Source organism: Rhizobium sullae (assembly GCF_900169785.1).
In the GTDB taxonomy this organism is placed as follows: Bacteria; Pseudomonadota; Alphaproteobacteria; order Rhizobiales; family Rhizobiaceae; genus Rhizobium; species Rhizobium sullae.
Genome location: NZ_FWER01000042.1, coordinates 1 through 21,366 on the forward strand (window position 1 = coordinate 1; position 21,366 = coordinate 21,366).

26 protein-coding genes, 1 pseudogene and 1 riboswitch are annotated in these 21,366 nt (G+C 60.5%); of the genes and pseudogenes, 12 read left to right on the forward strand and 15 right to left on the reverse strand.

Translation table 11 applies throughout. From position 1 onward, the window contains the following. Window positions 1-73: 73 nt before the first annotated feature. From BN1800_RS28060 to BN1800_RS28070, 3 genes are all read right to left on the reverse strand, one after another. Entirely contained in the window at window positions 74-493 is a 420-nt protein-coding gene (locus BN1800_RS28060; RefSeq protein ID WP_087002139.1) for a type II toxin-antitoxin system VapC family toxin, read from the reverse strand. Then, window positions 493-741 (reverse strand): type II toxin-antitoxin system Phd/YefM family antitoxin, encoded by a 249-nt coding sequence (locus tag BN1800_RS28065; protein WP_087002193.1) that lies wholly within the window; start codon window positions 739-741, stop codon window positions 493-495. Before BN1800_RS28065 ends, BN1800_RS28060 begins: the two co-directional genes overlap by 1 nt. 155 nt (window positions 742-896) lie before the next feature. After that, complete coding sequence (locus tag BN1800_RS28070) at window positions 897-1,115, reverse strand: hypothetical protein (RefSeq protein ID WP_027510950.1); 219 nt, start codon at window positions 1,113-1,115, stop codon at window positions 897-899. 128 nt (window positions 1,116-1,243) lie between these two features. Between BN1800_RS28070 and BN1800_RS28075 the strand changes: the two genes are divergently transcribed. Then, window positions 1,244-1,867: a TetR/AcrR family transcriptional regulator gene (locus BN1800_RS28075; protein WP_087002141.1), complete on the forward strand. Its 624-nt coding sequence runs from the start codon at window positions 1,244-1,246 to the stop codon at window positions 1,865-1,867. Window positions 1,868-1,949: 82 nt separating this feature from the next. Beyond that, entirely contained in the window at window positions 1,950-2,138 is a 189-nt protein-coding gene (locus BN1800_RS28080; RefSeq protein ID WP_027510948.1) for a hypothetical protein, read from the forward strand. Here the strand turns inward: BN1800_RS28080 and BN1800_RS28085 are convergent. Together BN1800_RS28085 and BN1800_RS28090 are read right to left on the reverse strand one after the other, a co-directional pair. Beyond that, window positions 2,135-2,572: a DUF1810 domain-containing protein gene (locus tag BN1800_RS28085; RefSeq protein WP_087002143.1), complete on the reverse strand. Its 438-nt coding sequence runs from the start codon at window positions 2,570-2,572 to the stop codon at window positions 2,135-2,137. The genes BN1800_RS28080 and BN1800_RS28085 overlap by 4 nt on opposite strands. A gap of 74 nt (window positions 2,573-2,646) precedes the next feature. Continuing rightward, entirely contained in the window at window positions 2,647-2,961 is a 315-nt protein-coding gene (locus tag BN1800_RS28090; protein WP_244564680.1) for a hypothetical protein, read from the reverse strand. 228 nt (window positions 2,962-3,189) lie between these two features. Here BN1800_RS28090 and BN1800_RS28095 point away from each other — a divergent pair, with 228 nt between their 5' ends. The 3 genes from BN1800_RS28095 to BN1800_RS28105 are packed head-to-tail and all read left to right on the forward strand — an operon-like array spanning window position 3,190 to window position 6,291. Then, on the forward strand, window positions 3,190-4,560 hold the full coding sequence (locus BN1800_RS28095; protein ID WP_087002197.1) for an amidase: 1,371 nt from the start codon (window positions 3,190-3,192) through the stop codon (window positions 4,558-4,560). 50 nt (window positions 4,561-4,610) lie between these two features. Continuing rightward, window positions 4,611-5,471 carry a sugar phosphate isomerase/epimerase family protein gene (locus BN1800_RS28100; RefSeq protein WP_087002145.1) on the forward strand — a complete coding sequence of 287 codons (861 nt, stop codon included), beginning with the start codon at window positions 4,611-4,613 and terminating at the stop codon, window positions 5,469-5,471. Between the two features lie 19 nt (window positions 5,472-5,490). Next, window positions 5,491-6,291 (forward strand): HpcH/HpaI aldolase family protein, encoded by an 801-nt coding sequence (locus tag BN1800_RS28105; RefSeq protein ID WP_087002147.1) that lies wholly within the window; start codon window positions 5,491-5,493, stop codon window positions 6,289-6,291. Here the strand turns inward: BN1800_RS28105 and BN1800_RS28110 are convergent. The 5 genes from BN1800_RS28110 to BN1800_RS28130 form a co-directional block, all read right to left on the reverse strand. Continuing rightward, entirely contained in the window at window positions 6,288-6,968 is a 681-nt protein-coding gene (locus BN1800_RS28110) for a spermidine synthase (RefSeq protein ID WP_087002199.1), read from the reverse strand. The genes BN1800_RS28105 and BN1800_RS28110 overlap by 4 nt on opposite strands. 101 nt (window positions 6,969-7,069) lie before the next feature. Continuing rightward, the gene (locus BN1800_RS28115; protein WP_087002201.1) at window positions 7,070-7,369 is read right to left on the reverse strand and encodes a hypothetical protein; all 300 of its coding nucleotides are present in this window, start codon (window positions 7,367-7,369) and stop codon (window positions 7,070-7,072) included. A 111-nt stretch (window positions 7,370-7,480) separates the two neighbouring features. Then, window positions 7,481-8,122, reverse strand: a complete 642-nt coding sequence (locus tag BN1800_RS28120) for a ThuA domain-containing protein (protein WP_087002149.1) — start codon at window positions 8,120-8,122, stop codon at window positions 7,481-7,483. A gap of 18 nt (window positions 8,123-8,140) precedes the next feature. Next, window positions 8,141-9,241: a Gfo/Idh/MocA family protein gene (locus BN1800_RS28125; RefSeq protein WP_087002151.1), complete on the reverse strand. Its 1,101-nt coding sequence runs from the start codon at window positions 9,239-9,241 to the stop codon at window positions 8,141-8,143. A 34-nt stretch (window positions 9,242-9,275) separates the two neighbouring features. After that, complete coding sequence (locus BN1800_RS28130; protein ID WP_087002153.1) at window positions 9,276-10,475, reverse strand: ROK family transcriptional regulator; 1,200 nt, start codon at window positions 10,473-10,475, stop codon at window positions 9,276-9,278. A 210-nt stretch (window positions 10,476-10,685) separates the two neighbouring features. Between BN1800_RS28130 and BN1800_RS28135 the strand changes: the two genes are divergently transcribed. The 3 genes from BN1800_RS28135 to BN1800_RS28145 all read left to right on the forward strand — a co-directional run bounded on the left by BN1800_RS28135 (window position 10,686) and on the right by BN1800_RS28145 (window position 13,846). Next, window positions 10,686-11,993 (forward strand): ABC transporter substrate-binding protein, encoded by a 1,308-nt coding sequence (locus BN1800_RS28135; RefSeq protein WP_027510938.1) that lies wholly within the window; start codon window positions 10,686-10,688, stop codon window positions 11,991-11,993. Between the two features lie 73 nt (window positions 11,994-12,066). Next, window positions 12,067-13,005, forward strand: coding sequence for a carbohydrate ABC transporter permease (locus tag BN1800_RS28140; protein WP_027510937.1), 939 nt, complete (start codon window positions 12,067-12,069; stop codon window positions 13,003-13,005). Next, window positions 12,998-13,846, forward strand: coding sequence for a carbohydrate ABC transporter permease (locus tag BN1800_RS28145; protein WP_087002155.1), 849 nt, complete (start codon window positions 12,998-13,000; stop codon window positions 13,844-13,846). Before BN1800_RS28140 ends, BN1800_RS28145 begins: the two co-directional genes overlap by 8 nt. A 13-nt stretch (window positions 13,847-13,859) precedes the next feature. Here the strand turns inward: BN1800_RS28145 and thiD are convergent, their stop codons facing one another. From thiD to thiM, 3 genes are read right to left on the reverse strand one after another with little or no spacing between them, the layout of a single operon-like run. Further along, the gene (gene thiD, locus BN1800_RS28150) at window positions 13,860-14,660 is read right to left on the reverse strand and encodes a bifunctional hydroxymethylpyrimidine kinase/phosphomethylpyrimidine kinase (RefSeq protein ID WP_087002157.1); all 801 of its coding nucleotides are present in this window, start codon (window positions 14,658-14,660) and stop codon (window positions 13,860-13,862) included. After that, window positions 14,657-15,292, reverse strand: a complete 636-nt coding sequence (gene thiE, locus BN1800_RS28155; RefSeq protein WP_027510934.1) for a thiamine phosphate synthase — start codon at window positions 15,290-15,292, stop codon at window positions 14,657-14,659. Before thiE ends, thiD begins: the two co-directional genes overlap by 4 nt. Then, complete coding sequence (thiM, locus tag BN1800_RS28160) at window positions 15,289-16,092, reverse strand: hydroxyethylthiazole kinase (protein WP_087002159.1); 804 nt, start codon at window positions 16,090-16,092, stop codon at window positions 15,289-15,291. Before thiM ends, thiE begins: the two co-directional genes overlap by 4 nt. Window positions 16,093-16,142: 50 nt before the next feature. Further along, window positions 16,143-16,239: riboswitch (TPP riboswitch) on the reverse strand. A 361-nt stretch (window positions 16,240-16,600) separates the two neighbouring features. Between thiM and BN1800_RS28165 the strand changes: the two genes are divergently transcribed. The 4 genes and pseudogenes from BN1800_RS28165 to BN1800_RS28180 all read left to right on the forward strand — a co-directional run bounded on the left by BN1800_RS28165 (window position 16,601) and on the right by BN1800_RS28180 (window position 19,880). After that, entirely contained in the window at window positions 16,601-16,918 is a 318-nt protein-coding gene (locus BN1800_RS28165; RefSeq protein WP_087002161.1) for a hypothetical protein, read from the forward strand. Between the two features lie 177 nt (window positions 16,919-17,095). Beyond that, window positions 17,096-18,031: a L,D-transpeptidase family protein gene (locus BN1800_RS28170; protein WP_244564683.1), complete on the forward strand. Its 936-nt coding sequence runs from the start codon at window positions 17,096-17,098 to the stop codon at window positions 18,029-18,031. Window positions 18,032-18,121: 90 nt separating this feature from the next. After that, window positions 18,122-18,422 (forward strand): annotated as a pseudogene (locus BN1800_RS43670) (hypothetical protein). A 252-nt stretch (window positions 18,423-18,674) separates the two neighbouring features. Then, window positions 18,675-19,880 carry an MFS transporter gene (locus tag BN1800_RS28180; protein WP_027510930.1) on the forward strand — a complete coding sequence of 402 codons (1,206 nt, stop codon included), beginning with the start codon at window positions 18,675-18,677 and terminating at the stop codon, window positions 19,878-19,880. Window positions 19,881-19,900: 20 nt separating this feature from the next. Here BN1800_RS28180 and dhaK read toward each other — a convergent pair whose 3' ends face one another. Then, window positions 19,901-20,896, reverse strand: a complete 996-nt coding sequence (gene dhaK / locus BN1800_RS28185) for a dihydroxyacetone kinase subunit DhaK (RefSeq protein ID WP_027510929.1) — start codon at window positions 20,894-20,896, stop codon at window positions 19,901-19,903. Between the two features lie 58 nt (window positions 20,897-20,954). Then, entirely contained in the window at window positions 20,955-21,365 is a 411-nt protein-coding gene (locus tag BN1800_RS28190; protein WP_027510928.1) for a hypothetical protein, read from the reverse strand. Between the last annotated feature and the right edge of the window lies 1 nt (window position 21,366).

Below are 21,366 nucleotides of genomic sequence, written 5' to 3' on the forward strand. Positions count from 1 at the left end.
GTCCAAGAAAGACCTTGCTTTATCAGACGCCCGCGGAGAGGTTTGCAGAGTGTGTTGCAGCGATCAGTTGAACTCACCATTGATGCTGAGCACCAATGACTGCGGCAGCCTTTGCAAGCCCTTTGTCGCGGGTGAGCAGAGTTAGTCCATAATGGTGGGCGACGGCCATATGCAACGCGTCGCCCGAGCGCAGGCTAGTGTCATGACGGTCGGAAAGACGGGCGGCTTCGATGAAGCAGCCTCTTGGAACTTCCAGGCATTCGAATATACTCTCGCGAAATTCCTTGAAGACCTTGAGCGCTTGGTTGCGGTCGTCTTGGATCAGCATCGAATTTCTGATTTTCAAACTCATTGCAGAGGAAAATTCTGTGATGGTCCAATCACTTATGGATATCGATGCGTCACGGTTTCGGCTCAGCCATTCGAGGACGCGCGTCGTCTGCGTCTCCGGGGAAAATACTGTTATAAGAACAGAGGTATCGACGTAGAACATCAATAACGCGCGTTATCGCGAAGCGTTCGTATGAATGCATCCGAATCGACCGGCTCTGCCGATTGACTCATGGAGGCCGTTAAGGCCTTCAATTGCTCTATGTCAATCGGCTTCTTTGGCTTTCGGATCGGGACGATCTCCGCGACCGGTTTGCCGCGTTTCAAAATCTGCACGGTCTCGCCCGCCTCGACGCGCTGGACCAGTTCGCTCAGATGTGCCTTCACATCCGCCAAGTTGACCTGGGTCATCATCGATTCCTTATGACTATCTAGGTAGTCATATTATGCGAAAATGTGCCTGGCTGTAATGACGTGCTGCGCCGATTGTGGCGTAAAAACAGCGAAAGCCGCCGTTGGGGGGAGGCGGCAGCTCTCGCACGGGGCAGGGTATAGTCCCCGGGAAGTCAGCAGAAGCAGGAAACCGTCGTCGGGTTCACGCCGGCGCGATTGGCGATCGCGTTGATGAAGCCGCCGACTTTGGCGGTATTCTTCTCACGTTTGCCGGCTGCCGTCTCCAGGAGTTGCCTGAAATCGTCAAGCTTCACGCCATCGGCGCGCATCACCATGGCGATCAGCGGGTCGCGAAGGGCTTCGGATATCGTGAGGTCACTGGTCTTTCTCATGGTTCGTCCTCCTTTCGTGGGCAGTCGCCCGTGTTCCGCTGATGCCGCCAGCCCTCTCGGCATTGACTTGTACGATCAGCGGTGTTACCGGTAAGTAACAATGCATTTGTTACCGATCGGTCACATCGATGTCAAGGACTTCGTCCGTAAAAAACTCCCAAACTTCGCATGAAATCTCCCACGTGCTGACAGACGTGAAAATCCCGCCGAGGGAGCGTATCGTCTCGACGGCTTCGGAATTGTTCCGCGAGCATGGCATCCGCGGCATCGGCGTTGATGCGATTGCCGATGCGGCGCTCACCAACAAGATGACGCTCTACCGGCATTTCGGCTCGAAGGACGAGCTCGTCTGTGAGACGCTGCGCCGCGCCTCGGAAAAGGCCGAAGCGATCTGGCGTGATCTCGAGGCGGCGCATCCGGGCAACCCACGGGCGCAGCTCGACGCATGGGTTCAGGCGCGGGCCGAGTGTCTGAATGGCGAGCCGGCCGGTTGCGATCTTGCCAATGCGGCAATTGAACTGAAGGGCGAGGGACACCCCGCCCAGGAGGTGATCGAACGCCACAAGGCCGAGCAGCGTCAGCGCCTTGAAAAACTCTGTTCCTCCGCTGGGGCTCGCGAGCCCCAGCTTCTTGCCGATACTTTGACACTTCTTTTGGAAGGCGCCCGCGTTACCCGGCAGGCGATGGGCAGCGACGGTTGCTGCAGCCACTTTTCAAAAGCCTGCAAAGCGGCAATTGCATCACTCTGCTAACCTAACGGCTGTATCGGAACCTTCCATTTTCGAGTTCGTTTTCCCACTTGATGGGGAAGGCAATATCGGAGGTGGTAAAGATATGAACTACACCTATCTCCATCGTCTGTATGCCAAGCGCGCTGAGCTGGAAGCCAAGCTCGAGCTACATGATGCGCGCAATTGTTTTGGCGAGGAAGAACTCGAGGACGGCACGCAATCCGACCTGCGCGAGCGCCTCAATGAAATCTCCGAAGAGATTGCAGCGCTGGAACGCTCTCCCGGCAGCTAAGCCGCGGCATTGAGGATTTCGATCGTCCGCTCGTCGAATTCTCCGCCATAGAAACGATCGATTGCTTCATGAAACGGTGAGCGTTGGTCGCTCACGGCTGCAAAAAGCGTCAGTGAAGAGCGAAGCTTGAGATCGTCCGGGGACCCGAGAATGTCGTGCGCCGTGCGGTCTTTGACCGAGAGGATCGCTTGGACGCAGCGAATGAGCCGGGAACCCAGAATGGGATCTGCCACATAGGCGGCAGCCTCCTCGGCGGAGCGGATTGCATATCTCTCAGCCATCGCCGATGAGCCAAGCCCGGCGATCTGCGGGAAAATGAACCACATCCAATGCGAACGCTTCCGGCCTGACCTCAGTTCTTCCAGCGCCTGATCATAAATGCCGTTCTGTGCATTGATGAAGCGCTCGAGATTGTAATCGATCTCACCTGCCATGGCTTCTTTTCCTTCCTGTCCTTAACGCATTGAAGGTGGCAGATTTCCACGCCCAGCAAGCAAGGTCGATCCGGTCAGCAGCTCTTTTCAGCGTATGGACTGTATTCGCGGCAATGGTCCAAGCTGTTGTGAGGCGACGTAACAGGTTGAGGCGCAGCAATAGCACCGGTCACCTCAGGCGATACAGAAGAACTGAGATGCGCGGTCAACCCGGCAACGCCGAGAAGGACCAAGGCGCCGACGACAAGCATCCGTTCACCCAAAGTGAGCTTCTGCGCGTTGAGATGTTGCACATAACCCAGCTCACCTTCGCCGGCGGCCTCGTCATGCTTTGCGTGGTGCGCCACCATATCATCGCGGCTCGGGTTCAAAATATCGTGATGCGTCATTTTTATTACTCCTGCGGCACAGCAGGACCGGGCGGATCAAAATAAGATGGCCGGTGGGGTTCCTGCGCGTCGGGTGCATGTGGTCTTCCAAGGGGCAGAGTTGAAGAGCCGATCTGCAAACTCACTGTTCAGAAAATCAGACCAATCGCGGATGCCGTGTAAACAGGCTGGTCCGCGGCGGCGATCCGCGATAGGTCAAGGGAGACGATGCTTTTTGCGGATTCTCCCATGACCAAGCCATTCGGCGCGATGACTGTCGCGCAACTCTCGGTTCTCATTCAGAGCGGCGCTGCTGATCCGGTCGAGATCGTGCGGTCGATCTTCGAGGGCATAGATAAACACCCGGACAAGGCGATCTTCACGGTGCTTTTGAAGGAGCGCGCCGTCGAAGAGGCGCGTGCCTCTTCACGTCGTATTCGCGACGGCCGCTCGCTCGGCGCGCTCGACGGAATTCCGATCGCCTGGAAGGATCTCTTCGATATCGAAGGCCTTGCAACGACGGCCGGATCGAAAGTGCTGACGAGCGCTGCGCCGACGGCAAGCGATGCGGCGATCGTTACAGCGTTGAAGCGTGCCGGAATGATTTCGGTGGGGCGAACGAATATGAGCGAATTCGCCTTTTCTGGTCTCGGCATCAATCCGCATTACGGCACGCCGCAGAACCCCCATGGCATCGATGTGCCGCGCATCCCGGGGGGCTCCTCTTCAGGGGCGGCCGTGGCTGTCGCTGCCGGCCTCGTGCCGGTCGCGATGGGAACCGATACCGGAGGGTCGGTCCGTATCCCGGCAGCCCTTAACGGCATCGCGGGCTACAAGGCAACGCGCGGCCGCTATACCATGGATGGCGTCTTTCCCCTTGCAAAGAGCCTGGATTCACTTGGCCCGCTCTGTCGGACGGTCAAGGATGCCGTCTGGATCGATGCTGCCATGCACGGCCTGACCGCATCTAAGGTGTGTGCCCGCCCGCTGAAAGGCATTGAGATTGCCATTCCCCAAAATGTGGTCTTCGACGGCGTGGAGCACGGTGTCGCGGCTGCCTTCGATGCGGCGGTAGAACGGCTGGCGAAGGCCGGCGCCATCATCAGTCGCATGGCGATGCCCGCTTTCGACGAAATATTGGCTTCGATGGCCCGGTGCGGAGCGCTGGTCACCGCCGAAGCGTTCGCGCTGCATCGCGAACGCCTGGCTGGACCGGAGGCTGCGGATATGGATCGTCGCGTCGTCATGCGTACGCGCCTTGGCGAGAAGACCGCAACGCCGGATTATATTGCGATCCTTGACCTTCGCGCGCGGCTCATCGCTGAAAGCGAGCGGCTGATCGGCGACAGGCTGCTTGGATTCCCGTCCGTCGCCCACGTGGCGCCGCCGATCGCGCCTCTGGAGACGGACGACGATCTTTTCGTTGCGACGAATGCCAAAACGCTGCGCAATACGGCACTCGGCAATTTCCTTGATTGGTGTGGCGTCTCGATCCCCTGCGGCACCGGTGATGCCGGGATGCCGGTCGGATTCTTATTGTCGGCCCCGGCCAATCGCGACGAGGCGCTGCTTGGTGCGGCACTTTCTGCGGAAGCCGTCATTCGCGGAGATTTCGTTTGAAGCATCAAGGCTTTGTTGCCTAGGATGCATGATAGTCGAGGAGGAGACTGATGGCGCAGGCTTTGCCGAATGGCCGTTTTGCCGTTTCCACATGGTCGCTGCATCGCCTGCTTGGAGCGGTTTATCCCTACAGTCCCGATCCGGAAAAAAGTTCGGGGCGCAAGGAGCCCTACGGCCCCGGTGCGGCCTGTCTGATCGAGCTGCCAAGGCAGCTTGCCGAGCGCGGCATTCACCGGATCGAGGTTTGCTCCTTTCATCTGCCGAGCCTTGAGAGAGGCTATCTCGCTGACCTCGGCCGTGCGATGGAGGCATCGGGCGTATTCTGTCAGACGCTCCTGCTGGAAGACGGCGATCCCAGTCATCGAGATAACGCCGAACGCGATGCCGCATGGATGGCCGGCTGGATCGAAAGGGCGGTTTCGCTCGGCGCGCAGAACATGCGCGTGATTGCCGGCAAGCAGCCGCCGACCGAGGAAAATCTCAGCCGGGCGCTGAAGCATCTGAGGTGGCTGGCCGACGAAGCGGAGGGCAGCGGCGTTCGCATCGTTGTCGAAAACTGGTTCGATCTTCTGCCTTCGCCTGAGCAGATGAACTGGCTGCTGGACGGGTTGGAGGGCAGAGTCGGGCTCAACGGCGATCTCGGCAATTGGGCTGCGCCTGAAAAATATGCAGGCCTTGCCGATATCATGCGCCGCGCGGAGCTTTGTCATGCGAAAGCGGATTACAATGCCTCCGGTCTGGATGCAGCCGACTATAGCAGGTGCCTGGAAGCCTGCAGCGATGCGGCTTATGCCGGGCCGTTCACGCTGATTTACGACTCACCGTTTTTCCGGGATGAGTGGGAAGGCATTTTATTGCAGAGAAGTTTCATCGAGGAATTTCAAGAGACCAACAAACACGCGCTCGCCTGAGCGGTGAACGGAGAATGGCATGACGGAAACATCGGCAATCGACAGCTTTGCGGACAGGATCAGGACGGGCGGGCACGGCGGCCTGGTTTCCGCCTGGGTCGGCATACCCGAACCGATGGTCGTTCACCATCTGACACAGGAAGACTTCGATGCCGTCGTTCTCGACATGCAGCACGGCATGTGGGACATGGCTTCGGCGTCGAATGCCGTTGCCCAATGCCGTTCCGCCGGAAAGCCGGCGATTGCGCGCATTCCGGTCGGCGATTTCGCTTCGGCTTCACGTCTGCTGGACGCCGGCTGCACCGGGATCATCGCGCCAATGGTGAATTCGGTCGCGGATGCAAAGGCTTTGGTCAGGTTCACCAAGTACCCACCGCTCGGCGAGCGCAGTTGGGGTCCAACGCTGGCACTTAACCATATGAAGCTTTCGGGCGATGACTATCTTCGCACGGCCAACCGGCTGACGCTGACAATCGCCATGGTGGAGACACAGGCAGCACTCGATGCGGTTGACGGCATCCTCGGTGTTGAAGGCATCGACGGCATTTTCGTTGGGCCTTCCGATCTGTCGATCGCGCTTTCAAAGGGCGAAAAGCTCGCGCCGGATACCGATGACATCGACAAGGAGCTGTCGCACATCGTCGCGCGGTGCGGTGCGCACAAGAAGTTCGTCTGCGCCTTCGGCAGTGATGGCAAACGTGCCGGCGGTTTGCTGAAGCTCGGTTGCGATCTTGTTGTTGCGAGCGCGGATACGACGCAACTGCGTGCCGGCGCTGCTAGTGCGATTGCCGCGGCGCGGACGTTTGCCGTCACTGGTTAGGCAAGTTGCTTGACGGCGAGCCAGATGACGTGCCGCGCGCCGCCGCGTTTGCCGTTAGCGCGTATGTTGACGGCGTCAGGGGAAAAGCCGGCGTCGCGCAGCCTGCGGGTGAAGCTCGGATCGGGGCTTGAGGACCAGACCGCGAGAATGCCCCCGGGATGCAGCGCGTTGCGGGACGCGCGCAGGCCGTTGAAATCATAGAGCCGGTCATTGGATTTCCGGGTCAGCCCCTCGGGACCGTTGTCGACGTCGAGCAGGATTGCGTCGAAGCTTGCTCTGGCCGAGCGGATCGTTTCACCGACATCGCCTTGATGGATTAAGACCCGGGGGTCGCCGAGGCATCCCTTGAAAACCTCAGCCATGGGGCCGCGTGCCCAGGCAACCACGGCTGGAACGAGCTCTGCGACGACCACTTCGGCATCCGCCGGCAGGACCGCGAGCGCGGCACGCAGCGTGAAGCCCATGCCGAGGCCACCGATGAGAACCTTCGGACGTTTGTGGTCTTTGATCCGCTCGTAGGAAAGCGTTGCCAGCGCTTCTTCGGATCCGCTGAGGCGGCTGTTCATCAGCTCGTTCGACCCGAGCATGATGGAGAATTCGCTACCGCGCTGCTTCAGGCGCAATTCTCCCCCTTCCCCGGGGATGATCGTGGAATCGAGCTGTATCCAAGGTAGCATCTGCGGCGAAGCCTCACGGAAATTCTTGGTCTCCCCTAACATGAAACGCATGCCGGCGAGATATAAATTGACGTGACGGCTCTGCTGCCGCCGCTGTTTTCCTATTGCCGGCACGCTTGGCCGTAGCGGCTGGTCTTGGCCGCGGCGCCACGCTTCGGCGGCGGGCAGCGATTGATCTCGGTCGTGCCGGCGTCGCGCGGTATGATGACATCGACGCTGCCGGTCTCGACCGGATCAAGCGGAATGACGAAAGCATTCGTCGTTGCGCTCTGTGGCGAAGTGCCGAGCGGAGGCGTACCGTCAATGCGTCCGGTATAGTCTGTACCCATATTGGATTGCGCCAACACGGGACCGGCTATGCCGAGAAAGACAATCGAAGTCACCGCGATCATCGTGCGCATGATCAAATTCCTTTCGAGCTGATCAACGCGGCAACAACGGCGAAGACGGCCATTTGTTCCGGGCTGTTCGATCATTTCATCGGGAGCGCTTCGCCTTGAAATCCAGCGGGTTTAGCGTGCTGCCCAGTTGGCGCCGCGGCGGAAGATCGACTTCATCTGCGGCACACTGAATTCCTTGGCCTGATGGCCGAGCGAGGAATAGAAAACGCGGCCCTTGCCGTATCTCCGCTTCCAGACGACAGGCATCACTACGCCATCGATCCAGTAGGCGTGATCGCCGGTGAACGTCGTCGTCGCCAACACCTCGTTCGACGGGTCGACATGCATATAATATTGCTCGGACGTGTAGGGAAAATCGGCAATCCCCTCCATCACCGGGTCGTCCGGCCGCGTGATGTTGACCTTGTAGTCAATGATATTGCCGGGATGGGCGACCCATTGGCCGCCGATGATGAACTGATACTCGACGCATTCGCGGAAGCTGTCGCCCGCACCGCCGTGATAGCCGGCGATGCCGACCCCATTTTCGATCGCAGCGGCGAGATTCTTGATCTCCTCCTTCTCGATCTTCGACATGGTGACAATCGGCACGACGAGGCTCAGATCATGCACCGACGGATCGGCGAAGGCCTCGGTGCTGTGCTCGACATAGACCTTGAAGCCATCCTCTTCGAGCATGTCCTTGATGATGGCCGCGCATTCCTGCGGTTCGTGGCCGCTCCAGCCGCCCCAGACGATCAGTGCTTCACGCATGTTCTTTCCTCCTGAGTATTACTTGCCCAACCGTCCATCGATAAGGGAGTCCGACAGCGGCGCCGGGCGCTCCGTCTCGGTGGTGATCGTCACCGTACGGCCCGTTTCGGAGGCGGTGTGAAACGCTTCCATGACTTCAAGAACGTGGAGCGCGAGGCCGCCGTTCGCGCGGTGCGGCCGGCTTGAACGGATGGCGTGCGCGAGATCGGCAACCCCGAGCGAGCGGTAGTTGCCGTCCGCGTAAGGCGCCGTCAGTTCCTGCGGCTCAAAGCTGCCGCCCTTTTTCAGGAACTGGACCTCGCCGCCGAAATGATTCGGGTCGGGAACGATCAGCGTGCCCTCCGTGCCATAAAGTTCAAGCGGCACATGCTTGTGTCCTGCAACGTCGAAACTCATGCCGATCTGCACGACAGCACCGTTGGCAAAGGCCATGATGCCGGCGACGTGGGTCGGCACGTGCACGGGAATGCGCTCGCCGTTGCGCGGCTCGCTGGTGATGACGCGCTCCTTGCGCGGCGCAGTCGCAAAACCCGCGACCTGCGCCACCGGTCCGAAGAGATTGACAAGGTCTGTGATGTAATAGGGCCCCATATCGAGCATCGGCCCGCCGCCCACCTCGTAATAGAAGGCCGGGTTCGGGTGCCATCGCTCATGGCCGGGGCACATGAAAGTGGCCGTGCCGCCAACAGGCTGGCCGATCACGCCCTGGTCGATCAGGGTTCTAGCCGTCTGGTGCCCACCGCCGAGGAAGGTATCGGGTGCTGCACCGATGCGAAGATTCTTCGATCTTGCAGCATCTGCCAGTTTTTTCCCCTCCGCGAAATTAATTCCGAGGGGTTTTTCCGAGTAGGTGTGTTTTCCTGCGTCGAGCGCTTGCAGGCCGACCGACACATGCGCCTTCGGCACCGTTAGGTTGACGATGATTTCGACCTTCGGGTCGGCAAAGAGCGCGTCGACGCTCTTTGCCGGAAGGTCGAATTCGGCGGCTTTCGCCTCTGCCAGCGATTGGTTGAGATCGGCGAGGCCGCGGATGTCGAGGATCGGGAACGAGGCCATGGCCTTGAGGTATGCGCCCGAAATATTGCCGCATCCGATGATGCCGATGCCGACTTTCTCCATGAATTCCTCCCAATCGATTTTTGAGCTTCAGCGTTCAAAGTGCCGGCCCTGTCGTGCTCCAGGGCGACTCGTAGAGTTCGTAAAGGGCAACGGCCGCCGCACCCTGCGCCCAGAAGTCGTCCGTGGAGTCGTCGAAGACGAGTTCGGTGACGTCTTTCAGCGACGGCGGGATCGCCAGCGCATAGGCATCGCGCAGACTGTTCAAAAACGGCTCGCCGAGCGCCAGGCTGGAACCGACGAGGATGACGCGCGGCGGGGCAAAGAGGGTGACGATGTTGGCGATCGTCAGCCCGACGGCCTCGCCGGCGCGGACGGCAGCACCGATCAGAACATTGTCCTCCGCCTTGATCAGCGCCCGGGCGTGGTTCATGCCGCGGCCGAGACGGATTGCTTCTGCAAAACGCCCATCGGCCTGCTGTTCGCCAAGGATCGCGCTTTCACCTGCCTGGCTCGACAGCCGCACGGTTCCCTGCGGGGCCATGCCGAGCACAAGGTCGCCGAGATTGTGGCTGAGGCCGCCAGCACCGCGGAAGAGCCGATTGCCATGCAGCACGCCGAGCCCGAGCGTCTGTTCTAGCGAAATCAGCACCATATCTTCGAGATCCCGCGCCTTGCCGAACCAATGATGGGCAAGCGTGATTGCATGCGCGTCGCTCTCGATGATGGTCGGCGTGCCAAGCCGCGCTGTCATCTCGGAGGCGAAATCGACATTCGTGTCGCGAAAGATGGGACTGCTGCGAACGTGGCCGGTGCGATGTTCGATGACGCCTGGAAGGCCGAGGCAGACGGTATCGACATCTTCCAGCGACAAGCCGGCATCGACGACGCAGCGGCGCACGCCGTCCTCCACCAGATCGGCGATGACTGTGATCGGCTGCCGGTCGATACGGATCGGCAGCGTGAGCTTCGACAGTACGTCACCGCGGAAATCGGTGACGACGAAAACGAGCCGGTTGGCGGCAATCTTCGCGCCGACCACGCGCGCGGCATCAGGGTTTAACTCGAGCATGACGCGGGGACGGCCGCGCGCCGCCTCGTTGCGTATGTCGCCTTCGTGACGCGGCAGAATGAGCCCGTCATCGAGCAGCGAGGCGGTAATTGCCGATACAGTGGTGGTCGAAAGTTCGGTGCGTTCGCTGATCTCCACGCGCGCGATCGGTCCGTGGCGGCGGATCGTGTCCAGCACGTTCAAGCGATTGATCGCGCGCATCAATTCTGGATCTGCGGTCTTCATGGAAACTAGCCGGGCAATCGCTTCGCTTCAGGGCCGACGGCCCAGAATATTTTTGACGGGATACGAATAAATAACAGGCAGGTTACTGTCTCTGTCAAGCGGATTTGGCAAAAATTCGAACCATTGGGTTGACATCGGGCAAAAGCTCCGGTGAATTAATCCGCATAGGGGAAAAATTGGTGAGGACATTGGCCCCTTGGGAGGAACATCATGACATATATGCAAAAGGGTATTGCCCTTCGCGGCAAGCGCATCGCATTTGTGGCAGCGGCTGCGGGAATCTCCGTAATGCTCGGCGCCGGGGCGGCCTCGGCAAAGACCGTGGTGAAGTGGCTGCATCTGGAGCTCGATCCGAAATTTGTGGCGAAGTGGGAAGAGATCGTCAAGAAGTACGAGGAGCAGCACGCGGACGTCGATGTCCAGATGCAGTTTTTGGAAAACGAAGCCTTCAAGGCCAAGCTGCCGACGCTTCTTCAGTCCGATGACGTTCCGGATTTTTTCTACAGCTGGGGCGGCGGCGTCCTCAAGCAGCAGTCCGAGACCGGCGCGCTCCAGGATGTGACGGCCGCACTCGACGCCGATGGCGGCAAGCTGCGCAACCAATATACTCCGGCCTCGGTCAATGGCCTTACCTTCGATGGCAAGGTCTGGGCTGTGCCTTACAAAGTCGGCCTTGTCAGCTTCTTCTATAACAAGGAGCTCTTCGCCAAGGGGGGTGTAAAGGCCGAGGACATCAAGAGCTGGGACAATTTCCTCGAGGCCGTGAAGAAGCTCAAGGATGCCGGCATTGTTCCGATTGCCGGTGGCGGCGGGGAGAAGTGGCCTATCCACTTCTACTGGAGCTATCTGGTGATGCGTGAAGGCGGACAGAAGGTCTTCGATGCAGCCAAGAAAGGCGAGGGCGAAGGCTTCCTGGATCCGGCCATCATCAAAGCTGGTGACGACCTTGCAGCCCTCGGCAAGCTCGAGCCCTTCCAGCCCGGCTATCTTGGCGTTACCTGGCCGCAGGCGCTCGGCGTCTTCGGCGATGGCAAGGCTGCAATGATCCTCGGCTTCGAAAATACCGAGGCGAACCAGCGCAAAAACGCCGGCGATGGCAAGGGCCTGGCACCGGAAAACATTGGCCGCTTTGCCTTCCCGGCTGTGGAAGGCGGGGCAGGCAAGGTCACCGACACGCTGGGCGGCCTTAACGGCTGGGTGGTCACGAAGAACGCATCCAAGGAGGCGCTCGACTTCCTCGCCTATCTGACCAATGCCGATAACGAGCGCGACATGGCCAAGGCCGCAATGCTGCTGCCAGTTGCCGTCGGCGCAGATGACGGCGTCACGAACCCGCTGCTCGCCGAATCTGCAAAACAGTTGGCGGGTTCGACCTGGCACCAGAACTACTTTGACCAGGATCTGGGCGCCGCCGTCGGTCGCGTTGTCAACGACGTCTCCGTCGAAATCGTGTCCGGCCAGATGACTTCGCAGGACGGCGCGCAGCAAATCCAGGACGCTTTCGAACTGGAGCAGTAGGCGCGCTCCTATTCCTTCCCGGCGCCTCTCAGGGGTGCCGGGATCGGACACGACGAATGCGAAGGCAGGACAGATGGCAAATATTTCCATTTCATCCGGGATTAGGACGGCAAGACCGGCCAAAAATCTTGCGCGGAACCGCAGTTCCGTTGCGCATGACCGCTGGGCGGTCCTTCTTCTCTTTCTGCCGCCAGCTTTGCTGCTTTTTACGCTCTTCGTCATCATGCCGATGGGGGAGGCGGCCTGGTACAGCCTCTACAAATGGAATGGCTACGGGACACCAACGGAATTTATCGCGCTCCGCAACTTCCAGGTCCTGTTCCGGAATGGGGCCTTCACGCAGGCGCTTGTCAACAACGGCCTCATCATCCTGATATCGATCGCCATCCAGGTCCCGTTGGCGATCTGGCTGTCAACGATGCTGGCCCATCGCATTCCGGGCGTCGTTACCTTCCGCTTGATCTTTTTTCTGCCTTACGTGCTTGCCGACGTCGCGGCCGGCCTCATCTGGCGCTTCGTCTATGACGGCGACTACGGGCTCTTTGCCGCAATCTCGAATTTCTTTGGTTTGGCGACGCCGTACGTTCTCGCCGACAAGGATCTCGCCATCTATGCGGTGCTTGCCGTTATCGTTTGGAAGTATTTCGGCTTCCATATGATGCTCTTCATCGCCGGCCTCCAATCGGTCGACAAAAGCGTGCTCGAAGCTGCCGAAATCGATGGCGCGACGGGCTGGCAGAAGTTCCGTTATGTGACGCTGCCGCTGCTTGGATCCACGCTACGCCTTTCCATCTTCTTCGCGGTCATCGGTTCGCTGCAGCTATTCGACATGATCATGCCGCTGACGGGTGGTGGGCCGTCGAACTCGACGCAGACGATGGTGACCTTCCTCTACACATACGGCGTCATGCGCATGCAGGTCGGTCTCGGCAGCGCCGTCGGCGTCGTGCTTTTCATCATCTGCATGACGCTCGCCTTCGGCTACAAAAGGATCTTCATGCGCAATGATTGATACGAGCTCCACCATTCGCATGCCGCTGCAGACGCGGGTCTATCTCTATGCGTCCTTGACGCTGATTGCCGCGTTGGTTCTGATCCCGTTGCTGACGACGGCGCTCGGCGGCTTCAAGACTTTAGGCGATCTGCGCACCAATCCTTTCGGACTGCCTGCGGCATGGCAATGGTCGAACTACGCCGATATTCTCTTCGGCGAGCGATACTGGCTGCAGATCTTCAATTCGCTGGTGATTGCCGCGCTGACGGTCTCCCTCACGCTGATCGTCTCATCGATGGCAGCCTTTGCCTTCGCGCATGTCCGCTTCTTTGGCTCTTCGTTCCTGCTGAACTACTTCCTGCTTGGCCTGATGTTTCCGGCAGCAACGGCGATCCTGCCGCTCTTCATCCGCATCCGCGATCTCGGCCTGCTCGATACCTATTGGGGCGTGGTGCTGCCGCAGGTCGCCTTCGGCCTCGGCATGAGCATCCTGCTTTTCAGGAATTATTTTCGCAATCTCCCGGAAGAATTGTTCCAGGCGGCCTTTGTCGACGGCTGCGGCTATCTGCGCTTCTTCTGGTATATCTCGCTGCCGTTGTCGCGGCCGATCGTTGCGACCGTCAGCATCATCTCCTTTGTCGGCAGCTGGAACAGCTACATCCTGCCGCTGATCATGTTGAATTCGGAATCGAAATATCCGTGGCCGCTCGGAATCATGGTCTATCGCGGCGAGTTCGGCACCGAATGGCAGCTGGTGCTCGCCTTCATCACACTCACCATCCTGCCGACGGTCATCGTTTTCTTCGTCGCGCAGAAGCATATCATCGCCGGTCTGACGGCTGGCGCCGTGAAAACCTGACGGGCGCCGCGGATCACCGCCAGAGCTGATGAAAGTGCTGGACCGGCCCGTGGCCCGAGCCGACCCAGAGCGTGCCGGCTGCAGCGACGGCTTGGTCTAAATAATCCTTGGCGATGGCGGCCGCGGTTTCAGGCGGCACGCCCTTTGCCAGTTCGGCGGCAAGCGCGCTTGAAAGGGTGCAGCCGGTGCCATGCGTGTTCTTCGTCGGAACGCGCGGCGCTTCGAACCAGGTGATCCCGCTTTCGCTTACAAGTACATCGGGGCTTTGCGTTCCGGCAAGATGACCGCCCTTCACGAGAATGGCAGAGGGGCCGAGTGCGCGCAGTTTTTCCGCCTGCTGTTCCATAGCGTCGCGGTTCGCTGCGGCCGGCTCTCCGAGCAGGGCGGCCGCTTCCGGCAGATTGGGCGTCAGAAGCGTTGCAAGCGGCAAAAGCCGGGTCTTGAGAATGTCGATAGCTTCAACATCGAGGAGGGCGGCACCTCCCTTGGCAATCATCACCGGATCGAGCACGATCGGGATGCGGCGATGCGGCAAAAGCGCGTTAGCGACAGCTTCGGCAATCGGCGCATTGGCGATCATGCCGATCTTTACCGCATCGACGCGGATGTCGGCGAACACCATGCGGATCTGCTCGGCCACGAAGTCAGGCGGCACGGCGTGGACGCCGGAAACACCCTGGGTGTTCTGCGCCGTCAGGGCCGTCACGACGGCCATGCCGTAGGTGCCGCGTGCCGAGAAGGTCTTCAGATCGGCCTGGATGCCCGCGCCGCCCGAAGGGTCGGACCCGGCGATGGAAAGAACGTTGCAGATCATGCCCGTGCCCTTCGGATTGCGCGAGTGATGTCGGCGGCAGCTTGCCGCGGATCGGGTGTGCCGCAGATGGCGGAAACGACCGCAAGGCCCTTGGCGCCTGCGGCAAGAACGTCCGCTGCATGCTTTGCCTTGAGACCGCCGATTGCGACCGCCGGTACGGGGCAGGCCTTCGCCAGCCTTGACAATCCATCAATGCCGATCGGAGGCTTGTGATCCGGCTTCGTCGATGTGGCAAAGACCGGTCCGATGCCGGCATAGTCGACCACCGCCCGATCGACGGTCGCTGCCAATTCCTCGGTCTCCACCGAAAGTCCGAGGATCATCGACGGTCCGATCCGTTCGCGTGCGATGCGGGTGGCCAGATCGTCCTGACCGATATGCAACCCGTCCGCATCGACCGCTATAGCCGCCTCGACGTCGTCGTTGACGATCAGAAGGGCGCCGGTTCCGGCAAGCGCGGTTTTCAGCGCACGGCCGGTCTCGATCAGGCTTGCCGTACCGGCCTGCTTATTGCGCAGTTGCACGATCGTCGTTCCGCCTGAAACGGCGGCGCGCGCCGTCGCGACCATGCCGGTTCCTGCACACAGGTCCGGGTCGAGAACGAGGTAGAGGGAAAGATCGAAGCGCTTCATACCGGCGTCACCCTCGCCGCTGCATCGAGCGTCGTGCCGTCAAGCCCAGCAAGTGCGTCAAGGAAGCGCCATGAAAAGGAACCGGGGCCGTCTGCGAGCACAGCTGCCTTTTCACCTGCGACGGCAAAGCTCGCCAGTGCCGCGACGGTGGCATCGAAAGGCTCCTCAGGCGCTATTGCGGCAAAGGCACCGACGAGGCAGGTGAGCGCGCAACCAAGCGCCGTCACCTGGGGCATCAGCGGTGATCCGCCCACAATGCGCACGGCGTTTGCGCCATCGGTGACGAAATCGACCGCGCCGGTGACGGCGACCACAGCGCCATATTGAATAGCGACGTCGCGTGCCGTCTCTTCCGCCTGCTCGACGGTGTCGCGGCTGTCGACGCCCTGGCCGCGGCTTTCGGCTCCGCCAAGCGCGATGATTTCCGATGCGTTGCCGCGAATGATTGTGGGTTTGATATCGATCAGCCCAGCCACTGTTTCGCGCCGGAAACCGCTCGCATAATGGGCGACCGGATCGAGAACCCAAGGCTTGCCGTTTCTTGCCGCCGATCTGGCTGCATTGTGCATGCCCTTCACCCAGCTCGCCGAAAGCGTGCCGATATTGATCGTCAGCGCGCTGGCGATTGCGGCGAACTCGCCGGCCTCTTCTTCGGCATGGACCATGGCGGGCGAGGCGCCTGCGGCAAGCAGAACATTGGCGGCGATATTCATCGCGACATAATTGGTGATGCAATGAACGAGCGGCGGCGTTGCGCGCATTGCCGTGACCAGTCTTCCTGGCGAATTTTGTTTCGGCATTTTGCCTCTTTCCGGCGGGGAGAGACGCCGGGAGCCAGGCACAATAAGACCGAAGGCTCCGAGCGACTCCCTCCGCCAGCATTATCCGGTTCAGGTTCGAAGGGTACTTCTCAGCCCGTCTCGCAACGAACGCCCCTGTCTCTCATTGTGATCTTCTTCGCAGACAAACGCCGATCTGTCACCCTGAAAAAAGTGCATGGCTGGCTTGTGACCGCAGCTGGCCAGAGATTGGAAGACTGCTGGCGCGTTGGCAAGCAGCGAGTTGATCGCGATGCCGCGGCCAGGCGGTACTCGGCACGCAGAGGAGAAGCCAGGCAACAGAAAGATAGTCGACGGGCTGGATGAACAACCGCAGTTGTCCTGGATCTTGTTTGGGCAGGTTGAGTCCTGCCACCATTGGACGTCGAGAGGCTGCGATGGGAAACTCGGGCCTTCTCGTTGACCGAAAAGGCAAACTTCACCATTATGACGGCGCTGAATCAGGGATGACCCCTGCAAGAACGAGCCGATGCGCCTGTTGATCAACGTCTTTGTCGCGACCATGATGCTGCTGGGTTCGCTTGCCGCGCCCTGCATCGCCGCGCCAGTCGATCGCGCTCGCGCCGACCAGGTCATCGTCGGTGTCCCTTCGACCTCCGATGGACACCATCGCGGTGACGGCCGATCTGTTTCGGGAATGCACTGTCAGCAGGACGGCATCGTCGCACAGGCTCCCGATCTCCTTTATTCGCAGCCGGACGCCGTCGCGTTTGGCGTTATCGCTGCCATTGCCTTTGCGGGCGTTCTCGAACCTGTCGAGCAGCGCCCCCCGATTGCCTCCGTCTGATTTCTGTTCGCTCGAATCCAGACAAGAAGGAAGGGCATGACTCTCCGCATGTCGATATTTATAAGCCACAACAGTGAGTTAAATACATTTGTTAATGTTCAACATCAAATAAACCGGGGCCGGCGATACCTACGCGGGTTGGCGCTTGCCGTCGTCGCGGTGGTCCTCAGCGGCTGCATGCAGTCGCTCGACGGTCTCGGCGAGCCGTCGCACGACGTACCGCCGAAGCTGCTGGCCAGCATGCGGGCCAAAGGCATGAAGCCGGAAAGTCCAGTCCTCGTGCGCATCTTCAAGATGGAAAGCGAACTGGAGGTCTGGAAAGTCGACGGCAGCGGCAAATACGCGTTGCTCAAGGTCTATCCGATGTGCCGTTGGTCCGGCAAGCTTGGCCCCAAGACGAAGACCGGAGACCGACAGGCGCCCGAGGGTTTCTACCGCGTCTCGATGGGAGGTCTTAATCCAAAATCGCAATTCTATCTCTCCTTCAACCTCGGCTATCCGAACCGTCTGGAGGCCGCACTCGGTTATTCCGGCGAGGCCCTGATGGTACATGGCGCCTGCTCGTCGTCGGGGTGCTTTGCGCTGACCGACCAGGGAGTGGGGGAAATTTACGCCGTGGTCGAGAAGGCCTTGAAAGGCGGGCAGCAAGCGCTCCAGGTCCAGGCCTATCCATTTCGCATGACGCCGAAGAACCTGGCAGCACATCGCGATGACCCGAATTTCGCCTTCTGGAAGAACCTCAAGGAAGGCTACGACATCTTCGAAGTTCGGCGACGCGAGCCGAGGGTCGCCGCCTGTAGCAGGAAGTACGTTTTCGATGCCGAATTCAAGGGCGGCGATCCTGGCGATCCGCTCGCGGCATGCCCGGAGCGCATCGATCCATCCGATCCGGCGGTCGTGGCCAAATCGTCCGCCGACGATCGGAAATACCGGGAACTGGCCGCCAAAAGCTTCACGCCGCTCGCCTATCAGGATGGCGGCATGCACTCAAGCTTCCGCGCGCTCCTCAAGGAAAACGGCGACGTCAAGTTCGCGGAGAAGGTCTCCGTCATCAAATATCCGATAAGTCGCCCGGTGGCGGCGCTGGCCGATCCGTTCGACGGAAGCAAGTGACGAATCCTGTCGGGATCGCGGAGGCTGCCGCGTTCCACGACGCACGTGAAAGCGAGGACGCCATGCAAATGACCCTTGCGGCGATCGGGGATGGCGTTTGCCACGGCCGTCCACGCCCATGAAGCGCCGTCGGGCTTCACCTGAGAGCCGTTCTGTTGCAACGGAGACGGTGACAGCGGCGATTGCAGAGGATTTCGTCCAACGCCGTTCGCCCCGGTCAGGAAGGATATGAAGTGACGCTGCTGCCTGGCGACCATCGGTTGGCGACGCGCAGACACGTTTTCCTTATCCGACAGGCCCAGATAAGGGAGTCGCCGGATGGCGCCTATCACCTCTGCCTGCTTCCAACGAAGATAAGGTGCGACCCTTCTATGCGCCCCAATGGTTCTAAGGCAGAGGAGAACGTCGAACCAGGCGGGGAATGGCGGCTCATGCGCGGCCCGCTCGCGGTCGGGCTCAAGCGCCCGTCGTATTGCGCCGGGACGATGGCGATCGATTACCCGCCGGAATCAAAACGCCGGATCTTGCCAAAAAAATCAACCCCATGTCGATCTTGGGCCTGCCCGAACGTCCTAGGTCGGTGAGGCGCTGCGGCGCCAGAAGCCATTCGCGGCGTCACGTGAGATCATGGGAGATAATGGACATGAGCTTTTCTTACCGTTGGGTCATCGTCGGTGCTGGCGCATTGATGACCTGTGTCGCCATTGGCGCGATGTTTTCGCTGGCAATCTTCCTGGAACCGATGGCGACGACGACCCATTGGTCTCGCGCCGGCATATCGAGCGCCATGACGCTCAATTTTCTCGTCATGGGCGTCGGAGGCTTTGCGTGGGGTGCGGCAACCGACCGTTTCGGCCCGCGCATCGTCGTGCTGACCGGCGCTGGGCTCCTGGGGCTTGCTCTCGTCCTGGCAAGCCAGACGGAGTCGCTGCTTGCATTTCAATTGACTTACGGTGTTCTCGTCGGCCTTGCCGCCAGCGCTTTCTTCGCTCCGATGATCGCGACCACCACCGCCTGGTTCGAAACGAACCGCAGCCTTGCGGTTTCCTTGGTCTCCGCCGGCATGGGAGTGGCGCCGATGACGATCTCGCCTTTCGCACGCTGGCTGATCTCGGCCTATGACTGGCGGACAGCCATGTTCGTCATCGGCATTGTGGCCTGGGCGCTGCTTGTGCCGGCGGCCCTGCTGATCCGCCGTTCGCCGGCTCCCGCCAACCCTGCCGATGCAAGCCCGGGTCTGATCGCCGAGGGTGAGGGGATGTCGATCAAGCAAGCGTTCCGCTCGCCGCAGCTCCTTGTCCTAGGACTGACATTCTTCGCCTGCTGCGCGGCGCATGCGGGACCGATCTTTCACATGGTGAGCTATGCGATGGTGTGCGGCGTGGCCCCGATGGCTGCCGTCAGCATCTACAGCGTCGAAGGCCTGGCTGGGCTGGGCGGCCGCGTTCTCTTCGGTGTGCTCGGCGACAGACTTGGCGTCAAACCGGTGCTGGTCGCCGGGCTGATGGTTCAGGCGCTTGCGATCGCGACCTATCTCTTCGTCAGCCAGCTTAGCGAGTTTTATGCGCTCGCCGTCATTTTCGGTGGCGCCTATGGCGGCGTGATGCCGCTCTACGCGGTGCTGGCCCGGGAGTATTTCGGACCGCGCATCATCGGCACGGTGTTTGGCGCGGTGACCATGCTCTCAAGCATCGGCATGGCGTTCGGCCCGCTCGCAGGCGGCTGGATTTTCGATACATTCGCCAACTATTCCTGGCTCTTCATCGGCTCAGCCGTCGTGGGTCTCGGCGCCGTGGCGATAGCGCTTGCCTTCCCGCCGCTGCCACGCGCGCGGCTTCAGCAGGCATAGGTCGTATACGGCAGCCTCCTTTACGGCGACCAACGCAGCGCCGCCGTTACCACCGGTGCGTCCCACAAAGCTATCTCCTCGTCGGTCAGCAACGCCAGCGTGACCGACAGGCCCTGCATGTCGAGCGAGGTGACATAGGTGCCAACCAGCGCGCGTTCGATGTGGACCATCCGCTCTTCCATGAAGCGGTGAGCGGCATAGTAGGCAAGGTAAAGTTCGGCCGGCGGCGTGGCGCCAAGGCCGTTGACGAAGAGCAGGGCCTTCGTGTCCGGCTGTATGGAGATGTCTGCGGAGATTGTCTCGCAGAGATGGCGGATTATGGCCTCGGCTGAGGAGAAGTGCTCTCTCGAATGGCCCGGTTCTCCGTGGATCCCGATGCCCATTTCCATTTCGTCGGCGTTCAATGAAAATGTCGGCCGCTGGTTCTGCGGCATCGTGACCCCACCGAGCGCCACGCCCATTGTCCGGATACGGCCATTCAACCGGTCACCGATCCGCTTCAGCTCCCCAAGTTCCAGACCCTGTTCTGCGGCTGCACCGACGATTTTCTCGACGACCAGCGTGCCCGCGACACCGCGGCGTCCACGGCCTTCGCCGGTCCTTGCCGTCTCGATATCGTCGCTGACGACGACAGTCTCGATCCTGTGCCGATCAGCGGCCATTTCCATCGCCATCTCGAAATTCATGACGTCGCCGTCGTAGTTCTTGATGATGAGCAGGCATCCGGCGCCCGTGTCCGCCTCCTCGATGGCGCTCGCGATCTGGTCCGGCGTCGGTGACGTGAAAATATGCCCGAAACAGGCAGCGTCCAGCATTCCCTTGCCGACGAAGCCGATATGCATCGGCTCGTGACCAGCGCCCCCGCCGGAGATGAGCGCGACCTTGCCCGGCGTGAGGTGGCGACGGCGAATGCATTTCCGCCCAGTGCCGAACACGACGAACGCCTCATGGGCGCGGACGAAACCTTCCATGCTTTCGGCAACCATGGTTTCCGCCGTGTTCATGAACTTCTTCATCGAGCCCTCCCCAAGGCGATATAGATTGCGGCTCTCAACTGATCCCGTGAACCCCCCATCAATCCGCGCCTCCGGAAAGCGCGGCAATTTTCTGCACGAGGTCGGAAATGGCCTCCTCCAGGAGGCGGTTCTTCCTCTCGTCCCCGAAATCCGGAACCATGAGGGAAAGTTGCCGCAACTTGTCAGCATGGCCAAGCTCTGGAAGTTTTCCCGGATGCGCCGTTTGATAGGCGTCCAGAAAACGTTCCTGCTCGGCAGCGCTAACGTGGCAAACCCGAAAAATCGTCGCCAGGTGCCGGGCCGGCAGAGGTGTGGCGTAGGTCGGGCTTGTGATCTGCGTGACGAAGCTGCGGTGCTTTCCAAGCTCGGTCGCAAGCCGCTGGCGCGTTCCGGAAGGCCGGTTGTCGATGATCTGTGCCAGGATGGACTTGTAAGCGATAATGGCGTCTTCGGTGTCGTCGCGCGCCATT

Excerpts from the sequence above, each read along its gene's own strand:
- BN1800_RS28060 (WP_087002139.1), bottom strand. The coding sequence starts at position 493 with ATGTTCTACGTCGATACCTCTGTTCTTATAACAGTATTTTCCCCGGAG.
- BN1800_RS28065 (WP_087002193.1), bottom strand. The coding sequence starts at position 741 with ATGACCCAGGTCAACTTGGCGGATGTGAAGGCACATCTGAGCGAACTG.
- BN1800_RS28070 (WP_027510950.1), bottom strand. The coding sequence starts at position 1,115 with ATGAGAAAGACCAGTGACCTCACGATATCCGAAGCCCTTCGCGACCCG.
- BN1800_RS28075 (WP_087002141.1), top strand. The coding sequence starts at position 1,244 with ATGTCAAGGACTTCGTCCGTAAAAAACTCCCAAACTTCGCATGAAATC.
- BN1800_RS28080 (WP_027510948.1), top strand. The coding sequence starts at position 1,950 with ATGAACTACACCTATCTCCATCGTCTGTATGCCAAGCGCGCTGAGCTG.
- BN1800_RS28085 (WP_087002143.1), bottom strand. The coding sequence starts at position 2,572 with ATGGCAGGTGAGATCGATTACAATCTCGAGCGCTTCATCAATGCACAG.
- BN1800_RS28090 (WP_244564680.1), bottom strand. The coding sequence starts at position 2,961 with ATGACGCATCACGATATTTTGAACCCGAGCCGCGATGATATGGTGGCG.
- BN1800_RS28095 (WP_087002197.1), top strand. The coding sequence starts at position 3,190 with ATGACCAAGCCATTCGGCGCGATGACTGTCGCGCAACTCTCGGTTCTC.
- BN1800_RS28100 (WP_087002145.1), top strand. The coding sequence starts at position 4,611 with ATGGCGCAGGCTTTGCCGAATGGCCGTTTTGCCGTTTCCACATGGTCG.
- BN1800_RS28105 (WP_087002147.1), top strand. The coding sequence starts at position 5,491 with ATGACGGAAACATCGGCAATCGACAGCTTTGCGGACAGGATCAGGACG.
- BN1800_RS28110 (WP_087002199.1), bottom strand. The coding sequence starts at position 6,968 with ATGCTACCTTGGATACAGCTCGATTCCACGATCATCCCCGGGGAAGGG.
- BN1800_RS28115 (WP_087002201.1), bottom strand. The coding sequence starts at position 7,369 with ATGCGCACGATGATCGCGGTGACTTCGATTGTCTTTCTCGGCATAGCC.
- BN1800_RS28120 (WP_087002149.1), bottom strand. The coding sequence starts at position 8,122 with ATGCGTGAAGCACTGATCGTCTGGGGCGGCTGGAGCGGCCACGAACCG.
- BN1800_RS28125 (WP_087002151.1), bottom strand. The coding sequence starts at position 9,241 with ATGGAGAAAGTCGGCATCGGCATCATCGGATGCGGCAATATTTCGGGC.
- BN1800_RS28130 (WP_087002153.1), bottom strand. The coding sequence starts at position 10,475 with ATGAAGACCGCAGATCCAGAATTGATGCGCGCGATCAATCGCTTGAAC.
- BN1800_RS28135 (WP_027510938.1), top strand. The coding sequence starts at position 10,686 with ATGACATATATGCAAAAGGGTATTGCCCTTCGCGGCAAGCGCATCGCA.
- BN1800_RS28140 (WP_027510937.1), top strand. The coding sequence starts at position 12,067 with ATGGCAAATATTTCCATTTCATCCGGGATTAGGACGGCAAGACCGGCC.
- BN1800_RS28145 (WP_087002155.1), top strand. The coding sequence starts at position 12,998 with ATGATTGATACGAGCTCCACCATTCGCATGCCGCTGCAGACGCGGGTC.
- thiD (WP_087002157.1), bottom strand. The coding sequence starts at position 14,660 with ATGATCTGCAACGTTCTTTCCATCGCCGGGTCCGACCCTTCGGGCGGC.
- thiE (WP_027510934.1), bottom strand. The coding sequence starts at position 15,292 with ATGAAGCGCTTCGATCTTTCCCTCTACCTCGTTCTCGACCCGGACCTG.
- thiM (WP_087002159.1), bottom strand. The coding sequence starts at position 16,092 with ATGCCGAAACAAAATTCGCCAGGAAGACTGGTCACGGCAATGCGCGCA.
- BN1800_RS28165 (WP_087002161.1), top strand. The coding sequence starts at position 16,601 with ATGCGCCTGTTGATCAACGTCTTTGTCGCGACCATGATGCTGCTGGGT.
- BN1800_RS28170 (WP_244564683.1), top strand. The coding sequence starts at position 17,096 with ATGCAGTCGCTCGACGGTCTCGGCGAGCCGTCGCACGACGTACCGCCG.
- BN1800_RS28180 (WP_027510930.1), top strand. The coding sequence starts at position 18,675 with ATGAGCTTTTCTTACCGTTGGGTCATCGTCGGTGCTGGCGCATTGATG.
- dhaK (WP_027510929.1), bottom strand. The coding sequence starts at position 20,896 with ATGAAGAAGTTCATGAACACGGCGGAAACCATGGTTGCCGAAAGCATG.
- BN1800_RS28190 (WP_027510928.1), bottom strand. The coding sequence starts at position 21,365 with ATGGCGCGCGACGACACCGAAGACGCCATTATCGCTTACAAGTCCATC.